At 62.0% G+C, this 20,145-nt stretch carries 24 protein-coding genes; 4 read left to right on the top strand and 20 right to left on the bottom strand.

All coding sequences use genetic code 11. The annotated features are described in order from the left end of the window. Positions 1 to 23 precede the first annotated feature (23 nt). Positions 24 to 539 (top strand): superoxide dismutase family protein, encoded by a 516-nt coding sequence (locus FFM53_RS05410; RefSeq protein WP_029872990.1) that lies wholly within the window; start codon positions 24 to 26, stop codon positions 537 to 539. A 108-nt stretch (positions 540 to 647) separates the two neighbouring features. Here FFM53_RS05410 and FFM53_RS05405 read toward each other — a convergent pair whose 3' ends face one another. The 8 genes from FFM53_RS05405 to FFM53_RS05370 form a co-directional block, all read right to left on the bottom strand. Next, positions 648 to 1,532, bottom strand: a complete 885-nt coding sequence (locus FFM53_RS05405) for a mechanosensitive ion channel family protein (RefSeq protein ID WP_138387654.1) — start codon at positions 1,530 to 1,532, stop codon at positions 648 to 650. 58 nt (positions 1,533 to 1,590) lie between these two features. After that, positions 1,591 to 2,121 carry a tyrosine phosphatase family protein gene (locus tag FFM53_RS05400; protein WP_138328395.1) on the bottom strand — a complete coding sequence of 177 codons (531 nt, stop codon included), beginning with the start codon at positions 2,119 to 2,121 and terminating at the stop codon, positions 1,591 to 1,593. Next, complete coding sequence (locus FFM53_RS05395) at positions 2,118 to 2,726, bottom strand: HD domain-containing protein (RefSeq protein ID WP_130667822.1); 609 nt, start codon at positions 2,724 to 2,726, stop codon at positions 2,118 to 2,120. Before FFM53_RS05395 ends, FFM53_RS05400 begins: the two co-directional genes overlap by 4 nt. Continuing rightward, positions 2,723 to 3,595 (bottom strand): CAF17-like 4Fe-4S cluster assembly/insertion protein YgfZ, encoded by an 873-nt coding sequence (gene ygfZ / locus FFM53_RS05390; protein WP_138387653.1) that lies wholly within the window; start codon positions 3,593 to 3,595, stop codon positions 2,723 to 2,725. Before ygfZ ends, FFM53_RS05395 begins: the two co-directional genes overlap by 4 nt. A gap of 97 nt (positions 3,596 to 3,692) precedes the next feature. Then, positions 3,693 to 4,451, bottom strand: a complete 759-nt coding sequence (locus FFM53_RS05385; RefSeq protein ID WP_138387652.1) for a hypothetical protein — start codon at positions 4,449 to 4,451, stop codon at positions 3,693 to 3,695. An 18-nt stretch (positions 4,452 to 4,469) separates the two neighbouring features. After that, a complete protein-coding gene (locus tag FFM53_RS05380) occupies positions 4,470 to 4,727 on the bottom strand; it encodes a hypothetical protein (protein ID WP_003546972.1) in 258 nt (85 codons plus the stop codon). 103 nt (positions 4,728 to 4,830) lie between these two features. Next, positions 4,831 to 5,274, bottom strand: coding sequence for a TIGR02301 family protein (locus FFM53_RS05375; RefSeq protein ID WP_011651218.1), 444 nt, complete (start codon positions 5,272 to 5,274; stop codon positions 4,831 to 4,833). Positions 5,275 to 5,308: 34 nt separating this feature from the next. Further along, a complete protein-coding gene (locus tag FFM53_RS05370; protein WP_138387651.1) occupies positions 5,309 to 5,725 on the bottom strand; it encodes an NUDIX hydrolase in 417 nt (138 codons plus the stop codon). Between the two features lie 72 nt (positions 5,726 to 5,797). Between FFM53_RS05370 and FFM53_RS05365 the strand changes: the two genes are divergently transcribed. Together FFM53_RS05365 and FFM53_RS05360 are read left to right on the top strand one after the other, a co-directional pair. Further along, positions 5,798 to 6,118, top strand: a complete 321-nt coding sequence (locus tag FFM53_RS05365) for a YnfA family protein (protein WP_138328391.1) — start codon at positions 5,798 to 5,800, stop codon at positions 6,116 to 6,118. Positions 6,119 to 6,159: 41 nt separating this feature from the next. Then, complete coding sequence (locus FFM53_RS05360) at positions 6,160 to 6,927, top strand: SOS response-associated peptidase (protein WP_138328390.1); 768 nt, start codon at positions 6,160 to 6,162, stop codon at positions 6,925 to 6,927. A 227-nt stretch (positions 6,928 to 7,154) separates the two neighbouring features. Here the strand turns inward: FFM53_RS05360 and FFM53_RS05355 are convergent, their stop codons facing one another. The 5 genes from FFM53_RS05355 to FFM53_RS05335 form a co-directional block, all read right to left on the bottom strand. Next, on the bottom strand, positions 7,155 to 7,301 hold the full coding sequence (locus tag FFM53_RS05355) for a hypothetical protein (RefSeq protein ID WP_003558132.1): 147 nt from the start codon (positions 7,299 to 7,301) through the stop codon (positions 7,155 to 7,157). 311 nt (positions 7,302 to 7,612) lie between these two features. After that, complete coding sequence (gene pssA, locus FFM53_RS05350; protein ID WP_138387650.1) at positions 7,613 to 8,458, bottom strand: CDP-diacylglycerol--serine O-phosphatidyltransferase; 846 nt, start codon at positions 8,456 to 8,458, stop codon at positions 7,613 to 7,615. Between the two features lie 79 nt (positions 8,459 to 8,537). Beyond that, entirely contained in the window at positions 8,538 to 9,236 is a 699-nt protein-coding gene (locus FFM53_RS05345; RefSeq protein WP_138387649.1) for a phosphatidylserine decarboxylase, read from the bottom strand. Between the two features lie 134 nt (positions 9,237 to 9,370). Next, on the bottom strand, positions 9,371 to 11,248 hold the full coding sequence (locus FFM53_RS05340) for an ABCB family ABC transporter ATP-binding protein/permease (RefSeq protein WP_138387648.1): 1,878 nt from the start codon (positions 11,246 to 11,248) through the stop codon (positions 9,371 to 9,373). A gap of 212 nt (positions 11,249 to 11,460) precedes the next feature. After that, on the bottom strand, positions 11,461 to 13,485 hold the full coding sequence (locus FFM53_RS05335) for a LysM peptidoglycan-binding domain-containing protein (protein WP_138387647.1): 2,025 nt from the start codon (positions 13,483 to 13,485) through the stop codon (positions 11,461 to 11,463). A gap of 155 nt (positions 13,486 to 13,640) precedes the next feature. Here FFM53_RS05335 and FFM53_RS05330 point away from each other — a divergent pair, with 155 nt between their 5' ends. Then, complete coding sequence (locus tag FFM53_RS05330) at positions 13,641 to 14,264, top strand: LOG family protein (protein ID WP_003558142.1); 624 nt, start codon at positions 13,641 to 13,643, stop codon at positions 14,262 to 14,264. A 114-nt stretch (positions 14,265 to 14,378) separates the two neighbouring features. Here the strand turns inward: FFM53_RS05330 and rarD are convergent, their stop codons facing one another. From rarD to FFM53_RS05295, 7 genes are all read right to left on the bottom strand, one after another. Further along, the gene (rarD, locus tag FFM53_RS05325; RefSeq protein ID WP_138387646.1) at positions 14,379 to 15,290 is read right to left on the bottom strand and encodes an EamA family transporter RarD; all 912 of its coding nucleotides are present in this window, start codon (positions 15,288 to 15,290) and stop codon (positions 14,379 to 14,381) included. A 207-nt stretch (positions 15,291 to 15,497) separates the two neighbouring features. Further along, positions 15,498 to 17,114 carry a citramalate synthase gene (cimA, locus tag FFM53_RS05320; RefSeq protein ID WP_138387645.1) on the bottom strand — a complete coding sequence of 539 codons (1,617 nt, stop codon included), beginning with the start codon at positions 17,112 to 17,114 and terminating at the stop codon, positions 15,498 to 15,500. Between the two features lie 40 nt (positions 17,115 to 17,154). Then, positions 17,155 to 18,117, bottom strand: a complete 963-nt coding sequence (pip, locus tag FFM53_RS05315; RefSeq protein WP_138387644.1) for a prolyl aminopeptidase — start codon at positions 18,115 to 18,117, stop codon at positions 17,155 to 17,157. Then, a complete protein-coding gene (locus FFM53_RS05310) occupies positions 18,114 to 18,590 on the bottom strand; it encodes a GFA family protein (protein ID WP_138387643.1) in 477 nt (158 codons plus the stop codon). Before FFM53_RS05310 ends, pip begins: the two co-directional genes overlap by 4 nt. Beyond that, on the bottom strand, positions 18,587 to 19,075 hold the full coding sequence (locus FFM53_RS05305; RefSeq protein WP_138387642.1) for a GFA family protein: 489 nt from the start codon (positions 19,073 to 19,075) through the stop codon (positions 18,587 to 18,589). The genes FFM53_RS05310 and FFM53_RS05305 overlap by 4 nt, the downstream gene beginning before the upstream one ends. Next, on the bottom strand, positions 19,072 to 19,548 hold the full coding sequence (locus FFM53_RS05300; protein ID WP_138387641.1) for a GFA family protein: 477 nt from the start codon (positions 19,546 to 19,548) through the stop codon (positions 19,072 to 19,074). The genes FFM53_RS05305 and FFM53_RS05300 overlap by 4 nt, the downstream gene beginning before the upstream one ends. Beyond that, a complete protein-coding gene (locus tag FFM53_RS05295; protein ID WP_138387640.1) occupies positions 19,545 to 19,913 on the bottom strand; it encodes an endonuclease domain-containing protein in 369 nt (122 codons plus the stop codon). The genes FFM53_RS05300 and FFM53_RS05295 overlap by 4 nt, the downstream gene beginning before the upstream one ends. Positions 19,914 to 20,145: the final 232 nt, after the last annotated feature.

Raw genomic sequence — 20,145 nt, 5'->3', positions numbered from 1 at the left:
CAACCGGACGGAAGGAGATCTCCATGAAAGCCATGCGCATTATCGCCGCCTTGAGCCTGCTTGCGGTTGCATTGCCGGCAGGCGCTCAGGACAAGCAGACGGCGGTCGCCAATTTCGTCGGCAAGGACGGCAAGGAGGACGGTCGCGCACAGTTGACGGCTGCTGCAACTGGCGGCGTCCTGATCGAAGTCGAGATATCGGGACTGCCTGTGAATAAATGGGTGGCCTTCCATGTTCATGAGACCGGCCGCTGCGACGCCGCAACCCATCACGAATCGGCGGGCGGTCATTTCAATCCTGAGAAGGCGGAGCATGGCATTCTTGCCGCCAAGGGTCCGCACGCCGGCGACATGCCCAATCAATATGTCGGGCAGGACGGCGTGTTGCGGGCACAGATCTTCGACAGCATGGTCACGCTCGACGGCAAGACCGACGGTATTCGCGGCCGCGCATTGATGGTGCACGCCAATTCGGATGATTATCGCAGCCAGCCTTCTGGTGATGCCGGCGAAAGACTTTCCTGCGGCGTCATCCAATAGCTACGGCACACTTCCTTGAATCGGAATCGATTGAAGGACAAAGCTATGCAGCAATTCAAAGTGCGCACAGCGTCGCTGGTCTTAAAAGGTCCGCGGCGCTGCAATGTCTTACTGCCGCGTCTGCGTCGGCCTTTCGGCGGTTGCCCCGCCATTGGACTTTTTTGACGGCGCGGCATCTGAAGCATCCGCCACAGCGGCAGGATTCTCGTCGAAGGCGAGTTTCACGCGCTTCACCATGTCACGGCTGACAAGCCACCAATCGCCGGTCTTTGCCCAATAGCGCAGCGTTACGGAGATCGCACTGTCACCGAGGCTATCGATGAAGACGCTGGGTGCCGGTGACGGCAGCACTCTGGGATCGGCTTTGGCAAGGCCCATCAGCCTCTCCATCGCCAGATCGATGTCATCGTCATGGGGGACGCTGATTTTCAGCTCGTCCCGCCGCGTAGGCTCGCGGCTGAAATTGGTAATGGGCGTATTCCAGAGCGTCGAATTCGGCGCCAACCGGTAGAGCCCGTCGCCGGTTCTGAGTTCGGTCGCAAACAATCCGATTTCGCGCACCGTGCCGGCCACGCTGCTGGTCTCGATATATTCGCCGACGCGGAACGGCCTGAGGATCAGCAGCATGATGCCGGCGGCGATATTCTGCAGCGTCCCTTGCAGCGCCAGTCCGATCGCCAGGCCTGCCGCGCCGAGGGTGGCGATGATCGAGGCGGTCTGGACGCCGAATTGACCGAGCACGGTGATGAACACCAGGATGAGCAGCGCATAGCGCAGCACATTGGTGAAGAATCGCGCCAACGTCTCGTCAATGCCATGGACGCGCGACAGGCCTTCATAGGCCCAACGGCTGGTAAAACCGGCGAGCGCCCAGCCGAGAACGAGCAGGATCACCGCTCCGAGGACGGAGAAGGAATATTGCACGGCAAGTGCGCTTGCCTGGCTGAGTGCCGTTCGCGTGGCGAGGAGGACATCGGCTGCCTGTTGTTCCATGATCTGGCCCTGTCGGTTGTTCGTGGTCGGGGGCTAGATGGAGCGGCTGGCGGCAGCGTCAACCGCAGGCGGCGTCTCGGATCGCAAGCACGAAGGGCGCATTGCCGTCGGCATCCACGCCGCGTCCGATTGCCCGCACCGCCGTTACCAGCCTGCCGCTGCGGTCGAGCAGCGCGTCGCCGATCTCGATCAGCCGGGCATTCGGCGTCGCGAAAGGCGAGGCGGCCCGCAGCCGGCGAGCAAGCGTTTCCTCGCTCTGATCGGGTGCCAGCGACAGCGCGGCAATGAGCGCTGCGGCCGGCGATCGCGACACGCCCATCCAGCAATGGATGAGCAGCGGCGTCTCCTGCCGCCACGAAGCGGCAAAGTCGATAATCCCGCGCACATGCGTCTCGTCAGGCGCCACGAGATCGCCTGTGCCCTTGAAGACGATATCGTTCATACCAAGTGTCAGATGGCGCTCGGCCGCGATCACGCCCGGCCGGTGAAAAGCCTGCTCCTTGGCGATCAGGCTGATCATGTCACGCGCCTTGTGGCGCACCGCCATTTCCGCGATGCGCGACAGAGGTGAGACGACGATGAAGGTCACGATACCATCTCCCGCTCGACCTCGATCGCCGCGAAGCGCTCGCAGAACAGCCGCTGCGCTTCGATCGCCGGCAAGGGCTCGATCATCAGCATGTCCTTGCTGATGCCGCGCGGCTGGCCAAAGAATTTCTGTGCCTCGGCGGGTGTGAAACCGGCAAGCACGGTCGCTTCGAAATAGGCGGCGATCGTGTCGGCCTTTTTGATTCGGTCCTTGAGATCGCGCGAGGGATGCGGCGGCAGGCCGAAGCGCAGGTGCACGGCGGCTTCCAGCCGTTTTTCCACCGTCTTGTAGCCGCCGCCGACCACCGATTTGAACGGCGAGATCATGTCGCCGATCACATATTCGGGTGCGTCGTGCAGCAGCGCCATCAGGCACTCCTGCGGCCGCGCGTCGTTGAAGCGGCGGAAGATATCCTCGACGACGAGACTATGCTGGGCCACCGAAAAAGCATGATCTCCGGAGGTCTGGCCGTTCCAGCGGGCCACGCGCGCAAGCCCATGAGCGATGTCGATCAGTTCGACATCGAGCGGCGAGGGGTCGAGCAGGTCGAGCCTGCGCCCAGACAGCATGCGTTGCCAGGCACGCGGAGCTTTCGCCGTTGTCACGCGCTGGCCTCGTCGGCGCTGGCGGGAAAGACGAGACCGGACCATGCCGGCAGGGCAAGAGAAACAGGCGTGTCGCCGGCGAGCAGCGGCGTGCCTGCCGCCATCGCGGCGCCGGCACGGTCGATGCGCACGATCGCAAGGCCGCTGCCGCCGTCGACAGAACCGAGCGTTCCCACAGGCTTGCCGCCGGCGGTGATCTCCGTCCCGGTTTCCGGCAAGGCTGTCGCGGCGGACACTGTCACGACGCGCCGACGCGCCGTGCCGCGATGCTGCATGCGCGAGACGACCTCCTGGCCGACATAGCAGCCTTTCCTGAAGGAGAGGCCGCCGTTGAAATCCATCAGTACGTCATGCGGGAAGGCGTCCTGCAGGGCAAAGTCAGATCCTGATGTGACGATGCCGTGGCTGATGCGTAGCGCGTCGTAGAGCGCTTCTGCACCATCGCCATGTTTGCCGGGCCGGCGGATCAGCGTGACGCCCGCCCTGGCGAAACGGCTGTCTCGGGCGCCCTGGCTGCCCCGGACGCCCTGGCTGTCCCCGGCGCCCTCGGCATCCTCGTCCCAGGAAACGGTAACGCCGTCTTCGGTGCTTGGCGCCAGGGTGACGGCGGCGCGCAGCTTGTACATCGTCAGCCGCTTCAGCAGCCCATCGCGCTGGCCGGCATCGGTTTCGATCATGTAGCCGTCGCCGTCCTGCCAGATCATGAAGTCGAACAGGATCTTGCCTTGCGGCGTCAAGAGTGCCCCGGGCCGGGCCTCATCAGGCCCAAGCGCGGTGATATCGGTGGTGATCAGGTTCTGCAGGAAGGATTGGGCTTCCGCGCCGCTGACGAAGAGCAATGAGCGGTCTTTCAGGAATACGGCTGGCATGGCGGAACCTGTCGCGTTGGTCATCGCTCAGAGGTATGTCTTCATGAGGTGGATCGCAAGCGCCATGCGAACGTGAAAAGCGCAGCCAAGACGGGCATCAATCGCCCGCTGTGAAGAATTTCCATTTACCCTGAGGCGTAATGCCGAGGCGGTAGAAATTATATCCGCCGAATTCCTGCATGTCGGAGAGATCGCCGGCCGTGACGATGCGCAGCAGCTCGACGCGCTCCGGCGGTGTCAGCGACTTCAGGTCCTTCTCGGCAAAATAGGGCCAGACATACATGTCGTCTGCTGTGCCCTGGCCGACATGCACGAAGCCGGTCGAGACGATATCGAGCATGATGGCAAGGATCTCGTCGCCATCAGGATCGCCCGACAGATCCTTCAGCGTGCCGATCGGATCGTCGGTCGGTTCGCCCACAGTCACCTGCGTCTGGTCGGCACCAGTGCCCATCAGCGGCCGCAGCCGCTCGAGATCGCCGGAGGCGGCCGCCTCGACGATCTGCTCGCGCATCTTGCGAACTGGCTCTGGCACCTTGCTGATATCGTAGATTACCTCGACGGGCTTGGAATTATCCTGGGCGCCCGGCGTCTTGTCGACGCCCTGATTGTTCTGGCTGTTGACCAGCGGATCGGCCATGGGAACGCCGGGAGTGGCTCCGCCCTGCGGCTGGCTCTGTCCTTGAGCATTCCCCTGTGCGGCCGGCGTGTCGTTGGCCGCCTGGCCGGGAATCTTGTGCAGTTCGGAAAGCGCGTAGGCTGCCGGCGCAAGGAAAACATTGCCGGCGGCGAGGCTGAAAGCAAGCAGCACCGGCGCGAGCGGAATTCGCGAAACTTTCTCTTTACCGGTGTGCATCAAACTCTCTGATAACAATTATTGCAGGGTGCGGTTCGCGGAGAATTCACCGGCAAGCATGCGTTCACGCAGCGAATCCAGCAGGGCTTCGGCGCTCTTTTCCCCATGCAATCTGATCGTCTCGCGCAGCGCATGTGCAATGGCGGCATCAGCGATGATTTCAGGCTCGATCCCGTCGGCCATGCCGTCGGCCCAAGCCTCGTTCTGGTACTCCAGAGCTGCCTGCATCTTTTCGTGGACGATCATGTCGTCGATGTCGTTGAGGCTTGCTTCCATTGTCTTTTCCTCAGAACTTCTCATGTCTTACTGCACAGTTAACAACACTAACAGCCTTTTCCCAAAACGACACGTCCGCTTGCGAAAACAGGTTAATTAAACGTCAATTTCCAAAGCGCGAGGTAATTTCTGTGGCAAGTGTTGCACCTTCGTTACGGTAGCGCTCTTCTGCCACGATGGCCGCCGGGGTGCAATCCGTATAGACCGAGGCGAAAGCGCGATAGCCGCGATTGAAGGCTGCTGTCAGCTTTTCCTTGCGCTGCGGCTCGTTGCCGGTCTCCGAATCGAGCAGCTGCTGCATGCCGTTTCGCCACTCGTCGCCACCCGCCGCCTTGCAGAGCGTTCTCAGATAATGCACCGAACCCAGCACCTCGGCGAACCGCGCCAGCTTGTCGTCATAGGGCACGCTCACGATCGGCGGTGCAATCTCCTCCTCCTGTGGAGGCGGTGTATTCTTGCCCTGCGCCATCGTGGGGCCGGCGAGCACGAGCAGGGACAGAAAAACGCGTCGAACGGGAATCATGCTCACAGTTGATACGCTCAGCATGACGGCAACAAGGCGTGCTTCAAAGTTTCCACGTCTATTCGCCGCCCGCCAGCCGCTCCGCGCATTCGAGCACGCTCTGCGGTACGGGCAATTGCCGGATTTCCTCCACCGTGTACCAGCCGAGGGCTGCCGCATCGTCGGCGGCTTCCGCCACGGCATCCCGATCCGCATCGACGCAAAAGACCGACAGCAGGACATGGCTCTTGACGCTGCCGTCGGCCGCATGCGTCTTCAGGTCGTAGGTCGAAAACAGCCGCGGATTACGTGCCGAAATGCCGGTCTCTTCATGGAGTTCGCGCAATGCCGTTTGCTCCGGCGTTTCGCCGGGCTCGGCCCGTCCGCCGGGAAAGGCATACATGTCTGCGGAGGGCGGATTGCGCCGCAACACGAGGAGGAATCGTCCGTCGCGTTCGAGAATGGCGGCGGAGCCGGGTTTGGCGGTGGAGATCATCGGAGGCTGCTCTTGCTGTGATGGCCCATCTTATCGGAGGAATAGTGCGACGGGGATTCGAAAGGTGCTTCCGTGACCTACATCATCTTTGCGTTTGCTGCCCTCTTCGAGATCGCTGGCTGCTTTGCCTTCTGGGCATGGCTGAAGCTCGAAAAGTCCGTCTGGTGGCTGGCACCGGGCATGGTCTCTCTGGCGCTTTTCGCCTGGCTTCTGACGCTGGTGCCGAGCGAGGCTGCCGGCCGTACTTTCGCGGCCTATGGCGGCATTTATATCCTCGCCTCGCTGCTCTGGCTATGGCTGGTCGAAGCTCGCGTGCCTGATCGTTACGATATCGGCGGCGCGCTGATCTGCCTTGTAGGCGCCAGCCTCATCCTCTTCGCACCGAGAGGCTGAGGCGCCTTGACCGGGCGCAAGCGGGGTGCAAAGACAAGCCGATGTGTGGACGTTTCGCCCTGACAAGCTCCAGCGCCGACCTGCGCGAATTCTTCTCCGGTCTCGATCTCGACGATTTTCCGGCGCGCTACAACATCGCGCCGACGCAGCCGATCCTCGTCGTCATGTCAGGCGAGGGCAGGGAGCAGGGCAGCAATTTGGCCGACCGGCGCGCCGTGCTCGTGCGCTGGGGCCTTACGCCGGGCTGGGTCAAGGATCCGAGAGATTTCCCGCTGCTGATCAACGCGCGCTCCGAAACCGCGATCGGCAAGGCCTCTTTCCGCGCCGCCATGCGTCATCGCCGCGTGCTCATTCCGGCCTCCGGTTTCTATGAATGGCATCGCCCGCCAAAGGAAAGCGGCGAGCGGCCGCAGGCCTACTGGATCAGACCGCGCCAGGGCGGGGTCATCGCCTTTGCCGGGCTGATGGAGACATGGTCCTCGGCCGACGGCTCCGAGGTCGATACCGGCGCGATCCTGACGACATCGGCCAATTCAGCCATATCAGCGATCCACGATCGCATGCCGGTCGTCATCAGACCTGAGGATTTCACGCGCTGGCTCGATTGCAAGACGCAGGAACCGCGTGAGGTGGCCGACCTGATGCAGCCCGTTCAGGACGATTTCTTCGAGGCCGTCCCTGTCTCCGACAAGGTCAACAAGGTCGCCAATATGGGTCCCGATCTGCAGGAGCCGGTCGCCATCGAAAAACCGCTGAAGGCGCCCGACAAGCAAAAGTCTGACGACGGCCACCAGCTCAGCTTCTTCTGAAACGGGATCGGTCGCATCTGCAGGCCAGTCGGCGACCGATCGGCGCCGACGTCTCACATAGGCGGCGGCTATACGTCGCTTCGTCCCATCAGGTTTTTCGGGTTGTGCTTATGTCGCCAGAGCGTGGTCGGAAGACTTCCGGCGATCGCCTCGTCATTGACTTCGTCAGCGGTGCCTAACGCATGTAACCCGAAAGCACGCATGATTCCGATTTGAAGCCTTCCGCCTCAAGCGGATTTTTTGACGCTGGTCGGCTTATGCTTCGCCATCAGCGATGCTGCGGCAACAGCCTTCAGGCCGACGGGGCGATAGTTGGCGGCGAGGTCTGGCTTGGCCGCCTGCTGTTCGCCGGTACTGCTCTTCTTCGAAGTCACGATACTCTCCTTGCGTGGTTCTTCCCTGGGTATTTTCTAGTTTGATGTTTCGTCACGAATAGCGACAAAACGGGGGCGTAGCTTATCAGGATTTGTAAACGCCCACCATAATTCGCGAGGCTTAACTGAAGCCTACGTTGGTTAATACTTACTGAAGAGAGCAGTTCCAATAAAAGTCCGAAAGCGGTTTTTTGGGAAAAGCGCGCAACGGTTTTCACCCGGATAAAGCGCATGCTTTTCCCGGGGATCCGTCAGAACGAAGGGAGAGAAGCATTTCCGTCATTCGAAGAAATCCGGAAATGCTCGTGAGATCAGATGTGCCGACCGATATCGTCGTCGCCGATGCCGGGTTCCTCGATCGTCAGCGTCCCGTATTTCCGCCGCCATTTCCGCGCGCCGAAGGGAAGCGATATGAGGTAGGCGCCAACGGTGAAGACCATCACTTCCCAGGTGTAGCTCATCAGCAGAGCCACGTAGAGCACGACGCCGAGCATCATCGGCAGCACGAGATCGCGCCGCAAGCGGTTGCCTTCCGATTTGCCCGACCAGACCGGCAGCCGGCTGATCAGCAGGAAGGCGATGAGCACGGTGTAGATCGACGAGAGATAGGCGAAGGTGCGGTCCGTCGCCAGCCCGAGGAAGCCGAGATAGACCGGCAGCAGCACCAGCATGGCGCCGGCCGGCGCCGGCACGCCGACGAAATATTCCGATTGCCAGCTTGCCTTGTTCTCGCGTTCGGCCATGACATTGAAGCGGGCAAGGCGAAGCCCGGCGGCGATCGCATAGATCAGGGCAGCGATCCAGCCGAGCGAACGCGCCTGGTCGAGCGCGAAGACATAGACGACGAGGGCGGGTGCGACGCCGAAATTGACGATGTCGGCAAGCGAATCCATCTGCGCGCCGAACTTCGAGGTCGCCTTCATCAACCGCGCCACGCGCCCGTCGATGCCGTCGAGGAAGGCGGCGAGCAGCACCATGGAGACGGCGAGCTCATAACGATTCTCGAAAGCCAGCCGGATGCCGGTCAGCCCGGCGCAGATCGCCAGAATAGTGATGAGGTTCGGAAAGACGAGCCGGAGCGGGATTTCGCGCAGACGCGGGCCGCGGGCGGAATCATCCGGCCCATTGGGCTCGAAAGGCGGAAAAGGCGTTTCCATATCGCGTTCCAATCGTTCCTAAGGCAATTCCAGCAACAGTGCGTAGCGCTTCTGCACTTCCGTGAAAAGCTGAACCGCTCTAGCTGCGACGGCTGATAATGGGACCCTTGGCGGAGGCGAATTCGGCGATGACGGTTTCTCCCGCAACCGCCGTTTGGCCGAGCGAGACGCGGGGCGCGGCACCGGCGGGCAGGAACACGTCGAGCCGCGAGCCGAAACGGATCAGCCCGAAACGCTCGCCGGCATCCAGCGGCTCGTTGGGGTTTGCCCAGCAGAGGATGCGCCGTGCGACGAGGCCGGCGATCTGCACGACGCCGATCTGGCCGTGGCCGGTTTCGATCACCAGCCCGTTGCGCTCATTGTCTTCGCTCGCCTTGTCGAGCTCGGCGTTGACGAAGCTGCCGGAGCGGTAGTTGATGCTGACGATGCGCCCGCGCATCGGCGCCCGGTTCACATGGCAATTGAAGACGTTCATGAAGACGGAGATGCGCAGCATCGGCTCGGGGCCGAGGTTGAGCTCGGCCGGCGGCGTCACCATCTGGATCGCCGACACCTTGCCATCGGCGGGAGAGATCACCAGGTCGTCGTCCTGCGGGGTCACGCGCTCCGGATCACGGAAGAAATAGGCGCACCAGAGCGTGAAGATCATGCCGATCCAGAAGAGCGGCTCGAAGATCCAGCCCAAGACCAGCGACGCGACGAAGAAGGCGGCAACGAAGGGATAACCCTCCTTGTGCACGGGGACGATCGTGTTGCGAACCGTGTTGAACAGGCTCATGGCTGCCGGTCTCCTTGCGTTTTCATTTTTGCTGGTTAGCGAAAAACCGTCTCTGGGGCAATGCTGTGGCCTCGGCCCTGGTTCCCACGCCGGGTTTCTGAACAACAAAAGTCGGCCGGCGTCGGTTTCCCTTGTCAGCTTGCCGGAGCAAGCCGCGTTATCACGCCGAGGTCGTCGCTTTCGCGCACCTGCTTGAGATGTTCCTCCGCCTGTGTCGCCTCGCGCTGGCGGTTCCACATCGAGGCATAAAGACCGTTCCTTTCGAGGAGGGCGGCATGTGTTCCGCGCTCGGCGATCTCGCCGCTTTTGAGCACGATGATTTCATCGGCGCTGATGACAGTCGAAAGCCGGTGGGCGATGACCAGCGTCGTGCGGTTCTTCGAAACCAGGTCGAGTGCCTCCTGGATCTCCCGTTCCGTGGTCGTGTCGAGCGCCGACGTCGCCTCGTCGAGGATCAGGATCGGTGGCGCCTTGAGGATGGTGCGGGCGATCGCCACCCGCTGCTTCTCGCCGCCCGAAAGCTTCAGCCCGCGCTCGCCGACCTTGGTTTCGAAGCCCTCGGGCAGCGTTTCGATGAAATGCGCGATCTGCGCCACCTCGGCGGCGGCAAAGACCTCGCCGTCGCTCGCCGATGTGCGGCCGTAGCGGATGTTGTAGGCGACCGTGTCGTTGAAGAGCACTGTATCCTGCGGCACCATGCCGATCACCGAGCGCAGGCTCTTCTGCGTCACCGTGCGGATATCCTGGCCGTCGACGGTGATTGCGCCGCTCTGAATATCGTAGAAGCGATAGAGCAGGCGCGACAGCGTCGATTTGCCCGCACCCGAAGGGCCGACGACGGCGACCGTCTTGCCGGCCGGCACCTCGAAGGAAATGCCCTTCAAGATCGGACGGGCCGCATCATAGGCGAAATGCACGTCCTTGAAGGAGATCGCGCCCAGGCCGATCCGAAGTTCGGTCGCATCGGGGGCGTCTTTGACTTCGGTCTGCACCTCAAGCAAATCGAACATCTGTTCGATATCGGTCAGCCCCTGGCGGATTTCGCGGTAGACGAAGCCGATGAAGTTGAGCGGTACTGAAAGCTGCAGCAGCATCGAATTGACGAAGACGAAATCGCCGACCGTCTGCTCGCCGCGCTGCACGGCCAGCGCCGACAGCACCAGCATGATCGTCGTGCCGATGCCGAAGATGACGCCCTGGCCGAAGTTCAGCCAGCCGAGCGAGGTCCAGACATCGGTCGCCGCCTTTTCGTAGCGTTCCATCGATTTGTCGAAACGCTTTGCCTCCATCTCCTCATTGCCGAAATATTTGACCGTCTCGAAATTGAGGAGAGAGTCGATCGCCTTGGTGTTGGCGTCGGTATCGCTGTCGTTCATCGACCGGCGGATAGCGATGCGCCAGTCGGATGCCCGGATCGTGAACCAGATATAGGCCCACACGGTAAAAGCGGTAACGGCGAGATAGGAGAAGCCGTAGCCCCACCAGAAGATCACCGCCGTCAGCAGGAATTCGATGACGGTCGGGACGGAATTGAGGATCGTGAAGCGCACGATCGTCTCGATACCCTTGGTGCCGCGCTCGATGATGCGCGATAGCCCGCCGGTCTTGCGCTCGAGATGGAAGCGTAGCGACAGCTCGTGCATGTGCACGAAGGTCCTGTAGGCGAGCTGGCGCACCGCATGTTGTCCGACACTGGCAAAGAGCGCGTCGCGCAGCTGGTTGAGGCCGAGCTGGATCAGCCGGGTGATGTTATAGGCAATCACCAGCGCGATGGCGCCGGCCAGCAGCGGCGGCACCGAGCCCGCAAGATCCATCCTGCCGTTCAGCGCATCGGTCGACCACTTGAAGAAATAGGGGACGAGCAGCAGGACGAATTTGGAGATCAGCAGAAAGACCGAGGCCCAGACGACGCGCATCTTGAGGTCTGGCCGGCCGGCCGGCCACATATAGGGCCAGAGGTTGAGAAGCGTCTGCGGCAGGTTGGATTCCGAGACTGTCTTGCCGTTTGCCATGATTGTCTCCAGCCCGGATGGGCTTGCCGCGATTGCGGCGCTTCGATGCCGGCAAGAGCGCGGAACCGGGACGAGCCTGAAAGCGCCTCCCACAACCCGCAGCCGCCACCGCCAGATAGGGTGCCGGGCGGACGAATACAACAATTGCTGGGGTAAGGAAACGACGAGGCCGGGCGCTTATCCCGCCCGGCCTTGCCGTGTTGTTTTGCAGCTTAGAGATGCTGGCCGGACATGCGCTTGCGGTGCAGCTCTTCGGCGTTCGGCAGTACATCCTTCGGCAGGCCGAAAATCTGGCCAGGGCGGATGCGATCGGGATTGATGATCTTGTCCTCGTTGGCGATGTAGATTGTCGTGTAACGAACGCCGAGGCCATAGGTGCGGCGCGAGATCTGCCACAGCGTGTCGCCGCGGCGAATGATGACCGCCGCATTGTTCGCCGTCAGCGGCGCCTGTTCGATCGTCTTCGGCTGGTTGCTTCCGACCTCGTTTGCAGATGGCGTTGCCGGCGCGGGTGCAGCGGTGAGTTCGGCGATCATCCCGCCCAGTCTTTCGAGCGCGGCACCGACGGACTTCGCGTCCCCAGGCAGGCCCTGCAGCAGCTTCAGCGCATTGCCGGCAATCTGCGAGGAGGAACCGGACGCTTGCTTGAAGACATCTGGCGCATCAGCGGCCGGGCGGAAGTCGGCGACGGAGCGCAGCGCGAATTCCGTTGCCGAGCGCGCTGCCGCAAGCTGTTCGGCACCGGGCAGCTTGCCATCGGCAAACAGTCCCTTCAGCAGGCCGAAGGCTTTGCCGACTTCGACTTTGAGTTTGTCGAGCTCGCCTTCGTCGAGCGGCACCATCGAGGAAGCGCCGTTGGCGTCGGCGGGTGCCGATTGCGCGGCGACCCTCACCTGATCGCCGGCTGGGCGATTGAAATTCACCGCCGCACGCACGATCACCTTGCCTGTGGGATCAACGACATCGACGCGGATCTTGTGGTCGCCGACTGAAAGCGCCACCACACCGTCGATGACGAAATGGCCGTCGGAGCCGGCCGTGTCCTGGCCGACGAGGCTGTCGTCGGCATAACCGATGACCTTGGCATTGGAGCGCGTCGTGCCGGCAATGAAGATCTTGTTGCCCTCGATTTCGACGGCATTGACCATCACATCGGGCACATTCGTTTTATCCGGTGCCGTAGCTGCGCCATCCGAGGAGGTGTCGGTGAGGTTCGGCGTCTGCAGCGCCAGCTCGCCGGTCGGTGCAGCTGTTGCGGCAGGCGCATCCGAGCTTTCGCCGGTTGCCGGCTTGTCCGCAGGCGGCGCCATCGGATTGGAGGCATCCGCAACTTCGGTTCCAGCCTTCGGCGCGGTAATGATGCGGCTCGCCGTGCCGGGTTTGGAAACCATGGCGAGCAGATTGGCGCCATTGCCATCCTTCGGCACGGAAATGGTCGCGACTTCTTCGGAAAGCGTGCTCTTGCCGTCCTTGCCCGTGAACTTGAGCACGAGCTGGTGGTCGCCGGCCGGAAGCGGATCGTCGAGGACGGCAGCAAAATCGCCGCTCGCGTCGACATTGGCCGTCGTCACCACCTTCTCGCCGTCGAGCACCTCGAGCTTGCCGTTCGGCTCGGCGGAACCGGCAATCACCGTCGATCCGTCGGGCTCGACGCGCAATACGTCGAAGGCCGGAAGCTTCGGGCCGGTATTTTCCGCTGCCGTATTCGCCCCAGGGGCGGTCTCCGGCGCACCGGTCAGTGCAACCTCGGCCTTGGCGATCGCGGCAAGCGCATCGGCGATGTTCTCGGGCAGCGACTGGACGATGGCGAGCGCCTTCGCGCCACCGTCCTTGGCCTTGGCGGCAAGGGTCTGGGTCGCGGGATCGAGGCCCTCGGGAATGGTAAAATCGGCAAGCGCGGTCAGCGCGTTGACGGCCTTGGTCTTGGCGGCGGTGAAGACATCGATGGCCGGGCCTTTGCCGTCGGCAAACAGCGCCTTGAGCTCGCTGAGCGATACGCCGGCATCGGCCGAAAGGCGACCCACTTTGTCGGCGACCGCAGCCGCGTCGCCCACGGCGGAGCGCGATGTCTTTGCCGCCTCGTTAACCGTGTTCTTGACCTCCGTGCTCGCCTGGTTGATGGCATCTCCGACCTTGGTTGCATCGCCGCCGATGCGCGGCATGACGACAAACACCATCAGTAGGATTGCGATTGCGAGGACTGCAAGAGCCAGCAAGCCGGCACGGTTCTTCATCATTATGTCTCCCAAGGCGGCAATTTGCCGTAATACCCAAAATTGCTAGCGATTCCCGTTGCTTTCCACAAGCATTCAAAGCAATTAGGCAAGCTAGGCACGCTGCTTTTCAGTCAATTTTCTTGACTGCATTGAAATGGAATAGTTGTTTTGCCCTCATGACCGAACAATCTGTATCGATTCGATCCATCTGCGTTTACTGCGGCTCAAGGCCGGGACGCGATCCTTCCCACATGGCGGCCGGGCGTGCTCTCGGAAGAGAGATCGCCGAATACGGCCTGCGCCTCGTCTATGGCGGGGGTACCAAAGGCATCATGGGCGCGGTTGCCAGCGGCGTGCTTTCAGGCGGCGGTCAGGTCACGGGCATCATTCCCGAATTCCTGATCGATATGGAAGCGACTCGCCACTCGCTCGGTCAGCTCAACGAACTCATTGTAACCCCTGACATGCATGCGCGCAAACACACCATGTTCGAGCGCTCCGATGCCTTCGTGGCGCTGCCCGGCGGCATCGGTACGCTGGAGGAGATCGTCGAGATCATGACCTGGGCACAGCTCGGCCGCCACGAGAAGCCGATGGTCTTTGCCAACGTCAATGGTTTCTGGGATCCGATGATGGAACTGATGCGCCATATGACCGAAGAAGGCTTCCTGCACACCGCCCACCGGGTGCAGCCGCTCGTCGTCGACGAGATCTCCGGCATTATTCCGGCGATCATGGCCCAGGCAGCCCAGCTCGCCGCCGATCGCGACGGCGAGGACGAGGTGATTTCGAAGATGTAGGGATTCAATGCATGTTGCCCAAAAGTGTCCAGCGGTTTGGGACAAAGACATGCATAAAACAAAGACCGAAAGCGCGCCGCACGAATCCGCTTCGACGTGACGCGCTTTAGCGCCTCAGCCCGCCCGGCTTCCCTTCAGCATCGACCAGCTATAGAGGAACAGCCCCGCCCAGATCAGCGGGAAGGCGATCATGCGCGCCGTGCCGAATGGCTCGTGGAAGACGAAGACGGCGATCAGGAAGATCATCGTCGGCGCAATATACTGCATGATGCCGATCGTCGAGAGCCTCAAGAGCTTAGCGCCGTTCGCATAGATCATCAGCGGCACGGCGGTGATGACGCCGCAGCCGAGCAGCAGGGTCGTATCTGCAAGACCGGTGCGGTAGAGGTGGCCCTGGCCGCCGAATTCGAGATAGAGGATGTAGAGGAGGGCCGGCCCGCTGAGGATCAGCACTTCGAGGAAGAAGCCCTGGTTCGGCCCGAGCGGCAGCGTCTTGCGCAACAGGGCGTAGAAACCCCAGCTGACCGCCAGCGTCAGCGCCACCCACGGGATGCCGCCGCTGTCCAGTGCGAGAATGGCGACGGCAAGCGCCGCAAGCGCGATCGCCGCAATCTGCAGCGGCTGCAGCTTTTCCTTGAGGAACACTGCGCCGAGAAAGATGCTGAACAGTGGATTGATGAAATAACCGAGTGCTGCATCGAGCGAATGGCCGGCGCCGATCGCCCAGACATAGGTGCCCCAGTTGACGGTGATCAGCGACGCCGTCAGCGCCGCCATCGCCAGCATGCGCGGCGAGCTGAGTGCTGCGCGGATATCCTGCGTGCGCCCGAGCACGATCAGCACGATGCCCGCCAGCGGCAACGACCAGACGATGCGATGGGCGATCACCTCGGCCGGCGAGATATGCGCCACCGCCTTCATGTAGATCGGCAGGAAGCCCCAGAGCAGATAGGCCGTCAGCGCAAAGGCGAAACCGCGCGGACTGTCTTCGTTCTTCGCCAACGGAACGGATGCATCGGTCGACATCGGTGTTTCCATCTTTGTTCTTCTTCTGATCCGGCCTAGCTTAAGCGCCGTGAATAGGCCAATTCATTTCGTTGAACGAAGGGTGAGAGGATTTGAAGCGGGAGACGACGCAATGATCCGACGCCCGGCGACGGAAGCCGGAGTCCGAAGGAAGCGAATGGTATTCTGGCGAGGGGTGGGACCCCTCCGCCGAGCCGCGGAATAGGTTTATTCCGCCGCGATCTTGCCCGCCAGCTGCCGGTTCTTCATCAGCTTGTAGATGACCGAATCCATCAGCGCCTGGAACGAAGCGTCGATGATGTTCTCCGAGACGCCGACTGTCCACCAGCGCACGCCGTCGCTGTCGGTGGATTCGATCAGCACGCGGGTGATCGCCTCCGTGCCGCCGTTGAGGATACGCACCTTGAAATCGGCAAGCACCAGATCGTCGATCTCGTGCTGGTATTTGCCGAAATCCTTGCGCAGCGCGAGGTCAAGTGCGTTGACCGGGCCTTCGGCATCGGCAACCGACATCAGCGTCTGGCCGTCGATGGTGATCTTGACCACCGCCTCCGAGACGATCTTCACACGGCCAAGACTGTCGAAGCGGCGCTCGATCATCACGCGGAAGCCTTCGATGGTGAAGAATTCCGGGATCGTGCCGAGCGTGCGGCGCGCCAGCAGCTCGAAGCTCGCATCCGCGCCCTCATAGGCATAGCCGATGGATTCACGTTCCTTGACGATCGAGATCAGCAGGTCGAGCTTCGGATCGTCCTTGGCGACCGCGATGCCGCGCCGCTTCAGCGCATTGATGAAGTTCGCCTTTCCGCCCTGGTCGGAGACCATAACCTTGCGGAAGTTACCGACGGTTTCCGGCGGCACGTGTTCATAGGTTCGCGGATCTTTGAGCAGGGCCGATGCGTGGATGCCGGCCTTGGTGGCGAAGGCGGAGGCGCCGACATAGGGCATCTGGTGGTCGGGCGAACGGTTGAGCAGTTCGTCGAAGGCATGCGAGAGCCGGGTGAGGTTGAGCAGCCGCTCCTCGTCGATCGTCGTTTCGAAACGTGTGTTGTAGGCGCTCTTCAGGGCCAGCGTCGGGATTAGCGTCACCAGATTGGCATTGCCGCAGCGCTCGCCGATGCCGTTCAGCGTGCCCTGGATCTGCCGGACGCCGGCGTCGACCGCGGCAAGCGAATTGGCAACCGCCTGGCCGGTGTCGTTATGCGCATGGATGCCAAGACAGTGGCCGGGAACGCCTGAGGCAATCACCGCCTCGACGATGGCGCGCACCTCGGGCGGCTGCGTGCCGCCATTGGTGTCGCAGAGCACGACCCAGCGGGCGCCGCTCTCATAGGCCGTCTTGGCGCAGGCGAGCGCATAGGCCGGATTGGCCTTGAAGCCGTCGAAGAAATGCTCGCAATCGACGATCGCCTCCTTGCCCGCGCCAACCGCCGCCTTGACGCTTTCGGCGATGCATTCGAGGTTTTCCTCGTTGGTGCAGCCGAGCGCCACCGCGACGTGATAGTCCCAGCTCTTGGCGACGAAACAGATGGCATCGCTTTTGGCCTGAAGCAGCCCGGCAATGCCGGGATCGTTGGAGACCGAAACACCCGCCCGCTTCGTCATGCCGAAGGCGACGAAGCTGGACTGGCTGGTGCGCTTCTCGCTGAAGAAGGCGGTGTCCGTCGGATTGGCGCCGGGATATCCGCCCTCGACATAATCGAGGCCGAACTCGTCCAGCATGGCGGCGATCGCAATCTTGTCCTCGACGGAGAAATCGATGCCGGGCGTCTGCTGCCCGTCCCGGAGCGTCGTGTCGAAGAGGTAGATTTTTTCCTTGGTCACCACGATGCCTCCCAGGCATTGACTGCTTTTATGTGCGGCATCAGTCTTGCTTCCCGGCAAACTTATCCGTCGCCCGGATCAGCTGATCGAGAATCCCAGGCTCCGAGTAGGCATGGCCCGCGCCCTCGATCAGGTGGAATTCTGCCTTCGGCCAGGCCTTGTGCAGCAGCCAGGCATATTTGGCCGGGCAGGGCATGTCGTAGCGTCCATGTACGATGACGCCGGGAATATCCCTGAGCCTGCCGGCATCGCGGATCAACTGTCCCTCGTCCATCCAGCCGGCATTGACGAAGAAATGGTTCTCGATGCGCGCAAATGCATAGGCGAATTCCGGCTCCTCGAACTTGAAGCTCGTCGAAGGTTCCGGCAGCAGCGTGATCGTTTCGCCTTCCCAGATGCTCCAGGCCTGCGCGGCCGCGAGGCGCGCGTTCTTGTCCTCGTGTGTCAGGCGGCGATGATAGGCATGCATCATCTCATGCCGCTCTTCCGGCGGAATGGGCGCGATGAACCGCTCCCACTTGTCAGGGAACATCTCCGAGACGCCGAATTGGTAGTACCAGTCGAGCTCCGCCTTGGTCAGCGTATAGATGCCGCGCAGGATGAGCTCGGAGACGTGCTCTGGATGTGTCTCGGCATAGGCGAGCGCCAGCGTCGAGCCCCAGGAGCCGCCGAACACCTGCCAGGTGTCGACGCCGGCCATCTCGCGCAGCCGCTCGATATCGGCAACGAGGTGCCAGGTCGTATTGGCATGGAGTTCCGCATGCGGCGTTGACCTGCCGCAACCGCGTTGATCGAACAGCATGACGTCGTAGAGAGTGGGATCGAAGAGCCGGCGATGGGCGGGCGAGATGCCGCCGCCCGGACCGCCATGCAGGAAGACGGCAGGCTTGGCGCCAGGCGTACCAGAGCGCTCCCAATAGATCACATGGCCGTCGCCGACATCCAGATGGCCGGAAGCGTAGGGCTCGATTTCGGGATAGAGGGTGCGCAACATCTCGGTCATATCTTCACGCCTTTTGCGGGCCAGACTTCCGTGTCGTGGTCGGGATGCTGGAAGGAGATGATCGCCTCCTGCCGTGCGTAGAAATCCTGATCCTTCAGCACCGGCGCCTTGAAGATTTTCTCGACCCAGGGCAGGCGGGCCTCGTAGTTGACCTGGATCAGCGGTGCGAGATCGCTGCGATCGTCGAACGTGCCGATCGCAAGCTCCAGACCGCCCGGATGACGATAGGTCATCGGCGTGCCGCAATCGCTGCAGAAGCCGCGTTCGATATTGACCGAGGACTGGAAGTAGCTCGGCTCGCCGCGCGTCCATTCCATCCCTTCCTCAGGCGCGGTGACGAGCGCGGAGAAGAAGCCGCCGAACTGCTTCTGGCACATGCGGCAATGGCAGATCGAGGGTCGCCCCAGTTTGCCCGAGATGCGGAAGCGCACGGCGCCGCACTGGCATCCGCCTGTCTTTATCGTGTCCGTCATGAGCTTTCTCCGAGGGGCCAGCTTTTCGTGTCGTGGTCGGGGTGCTGATGGTTGCTTGCCGCGATCGCGTTCTCGCGGTCGGGCGTTTCAGGCTGTGGTTCCAGCGGCAGGCCATCCAGCGCGTGAAACCAGGACATCTTCTGGCCGGTGTTCGATTGCATCACCGGCTTGACCGCATCGGGATCGTCCAACGAGCCGAGCGTGATGTTGATGAAGTCCGCTTCGGGAATATCGTAGAACAGCGGCGTGCCGCAATCGCCGCAGAAACCGCGCCGCACCAGATCCGAGGACTGAAACCATTTCGGCGCGCCGCGCGTGAAGGTGAAATCGCTGCGCATCACGCCGGCAAGCGGCATGAAATAATTGCCCGCCGCCTTCTGGCACATGCGGCAATGGCAAAGATGGGGATAGCCGAGTTCGCCTTTGGCGCGGTAACGCACTGCCCCGCACTGGCACCCGCCGCTTCCGTCCGCTTCCGCCGTCATCCGAGCTCCTTGGGTGGCCATGCCTGCGTCTCATGATCGGGATGCTGGTAGGAAACGAGTTCGTGCAGGAAAGAGCCCGCCGTCAGATCCGCCTCGGTTCTTTCTCCGGGCAGTTCGTGCAGATGATCCACGAATCCGATCTTGCCTTCCACGCCCCATTGAATGGTCGGCGGAAACGCCGAAGGATCGTCGAAGGCGCCCGCGGCGATCGCCATTCCATCCGGTGCCTCATAGGTCAGCGGCGTGCCACAATCGCCGCAGAAGCCGCGCTCGACGAAATTGGAAGAGCGGAATTTCTTGCGCTCCCCGCGCGTCCATTCGAAATCGGCGCCGCGCACCGAGACCAGCGGCGCATAATAAGCACCGAACGCCTTCTGGCACATGCGGCAATGACAGATCGACGAATCCTTGATGTCGCCGTTGACGCGGAAACGGATCGCGCCGCATTGGCAGCCGCCGGTATAGGTGGTCATGGCAGATCTTCTCCGATGGTTCGGATGATATGGCTGCACACATTATCGATATCGCGGAGGATGTCGTCGTTCCAGAAGCGCAGGACAGTCCAGCCGTCGGACTGTAGGCGTTGAGTCCGCGCGTCGTCGGAGGAGATGTTCTGGGCAAGTCCGTGCTGCGATCCGTCTACCTCGACAATCAGGCGATAGGTGGGGCATGCGAAATCGACGATGTAACCGGCGATTGGCATCTGTCGACGAAAGCTGAGACCCATGAGGCGGTGGGCGCGTAGCTCGTTCCAGAGTTTCAGTTCGGCATCGGTCATAGCTTTGCGCATGCGCTTAGCGTTTGCCCGCCGTAGCGGTGAAACCGGTGTATGCGACATGTCTTGCCTCTCGCTCCGGGCTACACCCCCCTCTGCCCTGCCGGGCATCTCCCCCACAAGGGGGGAGATCGGCAAGACGCACCGGCCTCGCCAAATCCCGACAGTGTACCGAGCAGCTTTCGCTGGATCGTACGGATGATCAGGGCGAGCGAGCGCTCCCAGCTGATCTCCCCCCTTGTGGGGGAGATGCCCGGCAGGGCAGAGGGGGGTATGTCTCGCCGCGGAACCCATC

The sequence above is a fragment of the Rhizobium indicum genome, from assembly GCF_005862305.2.
GTDB classification, from domain to species: domain Bacteria; phylum Pseudomonadota; class Alphaproteobacteria; order Rhizobiales; family Rhizobiaceae; genus Rhizobium; species Rhizobium indicum.
The sequence above is the reverse complement of the archived record's forward strand: the minus strand, read 5'-3'. Positions and strand labels throughout refer to the sequence as shown.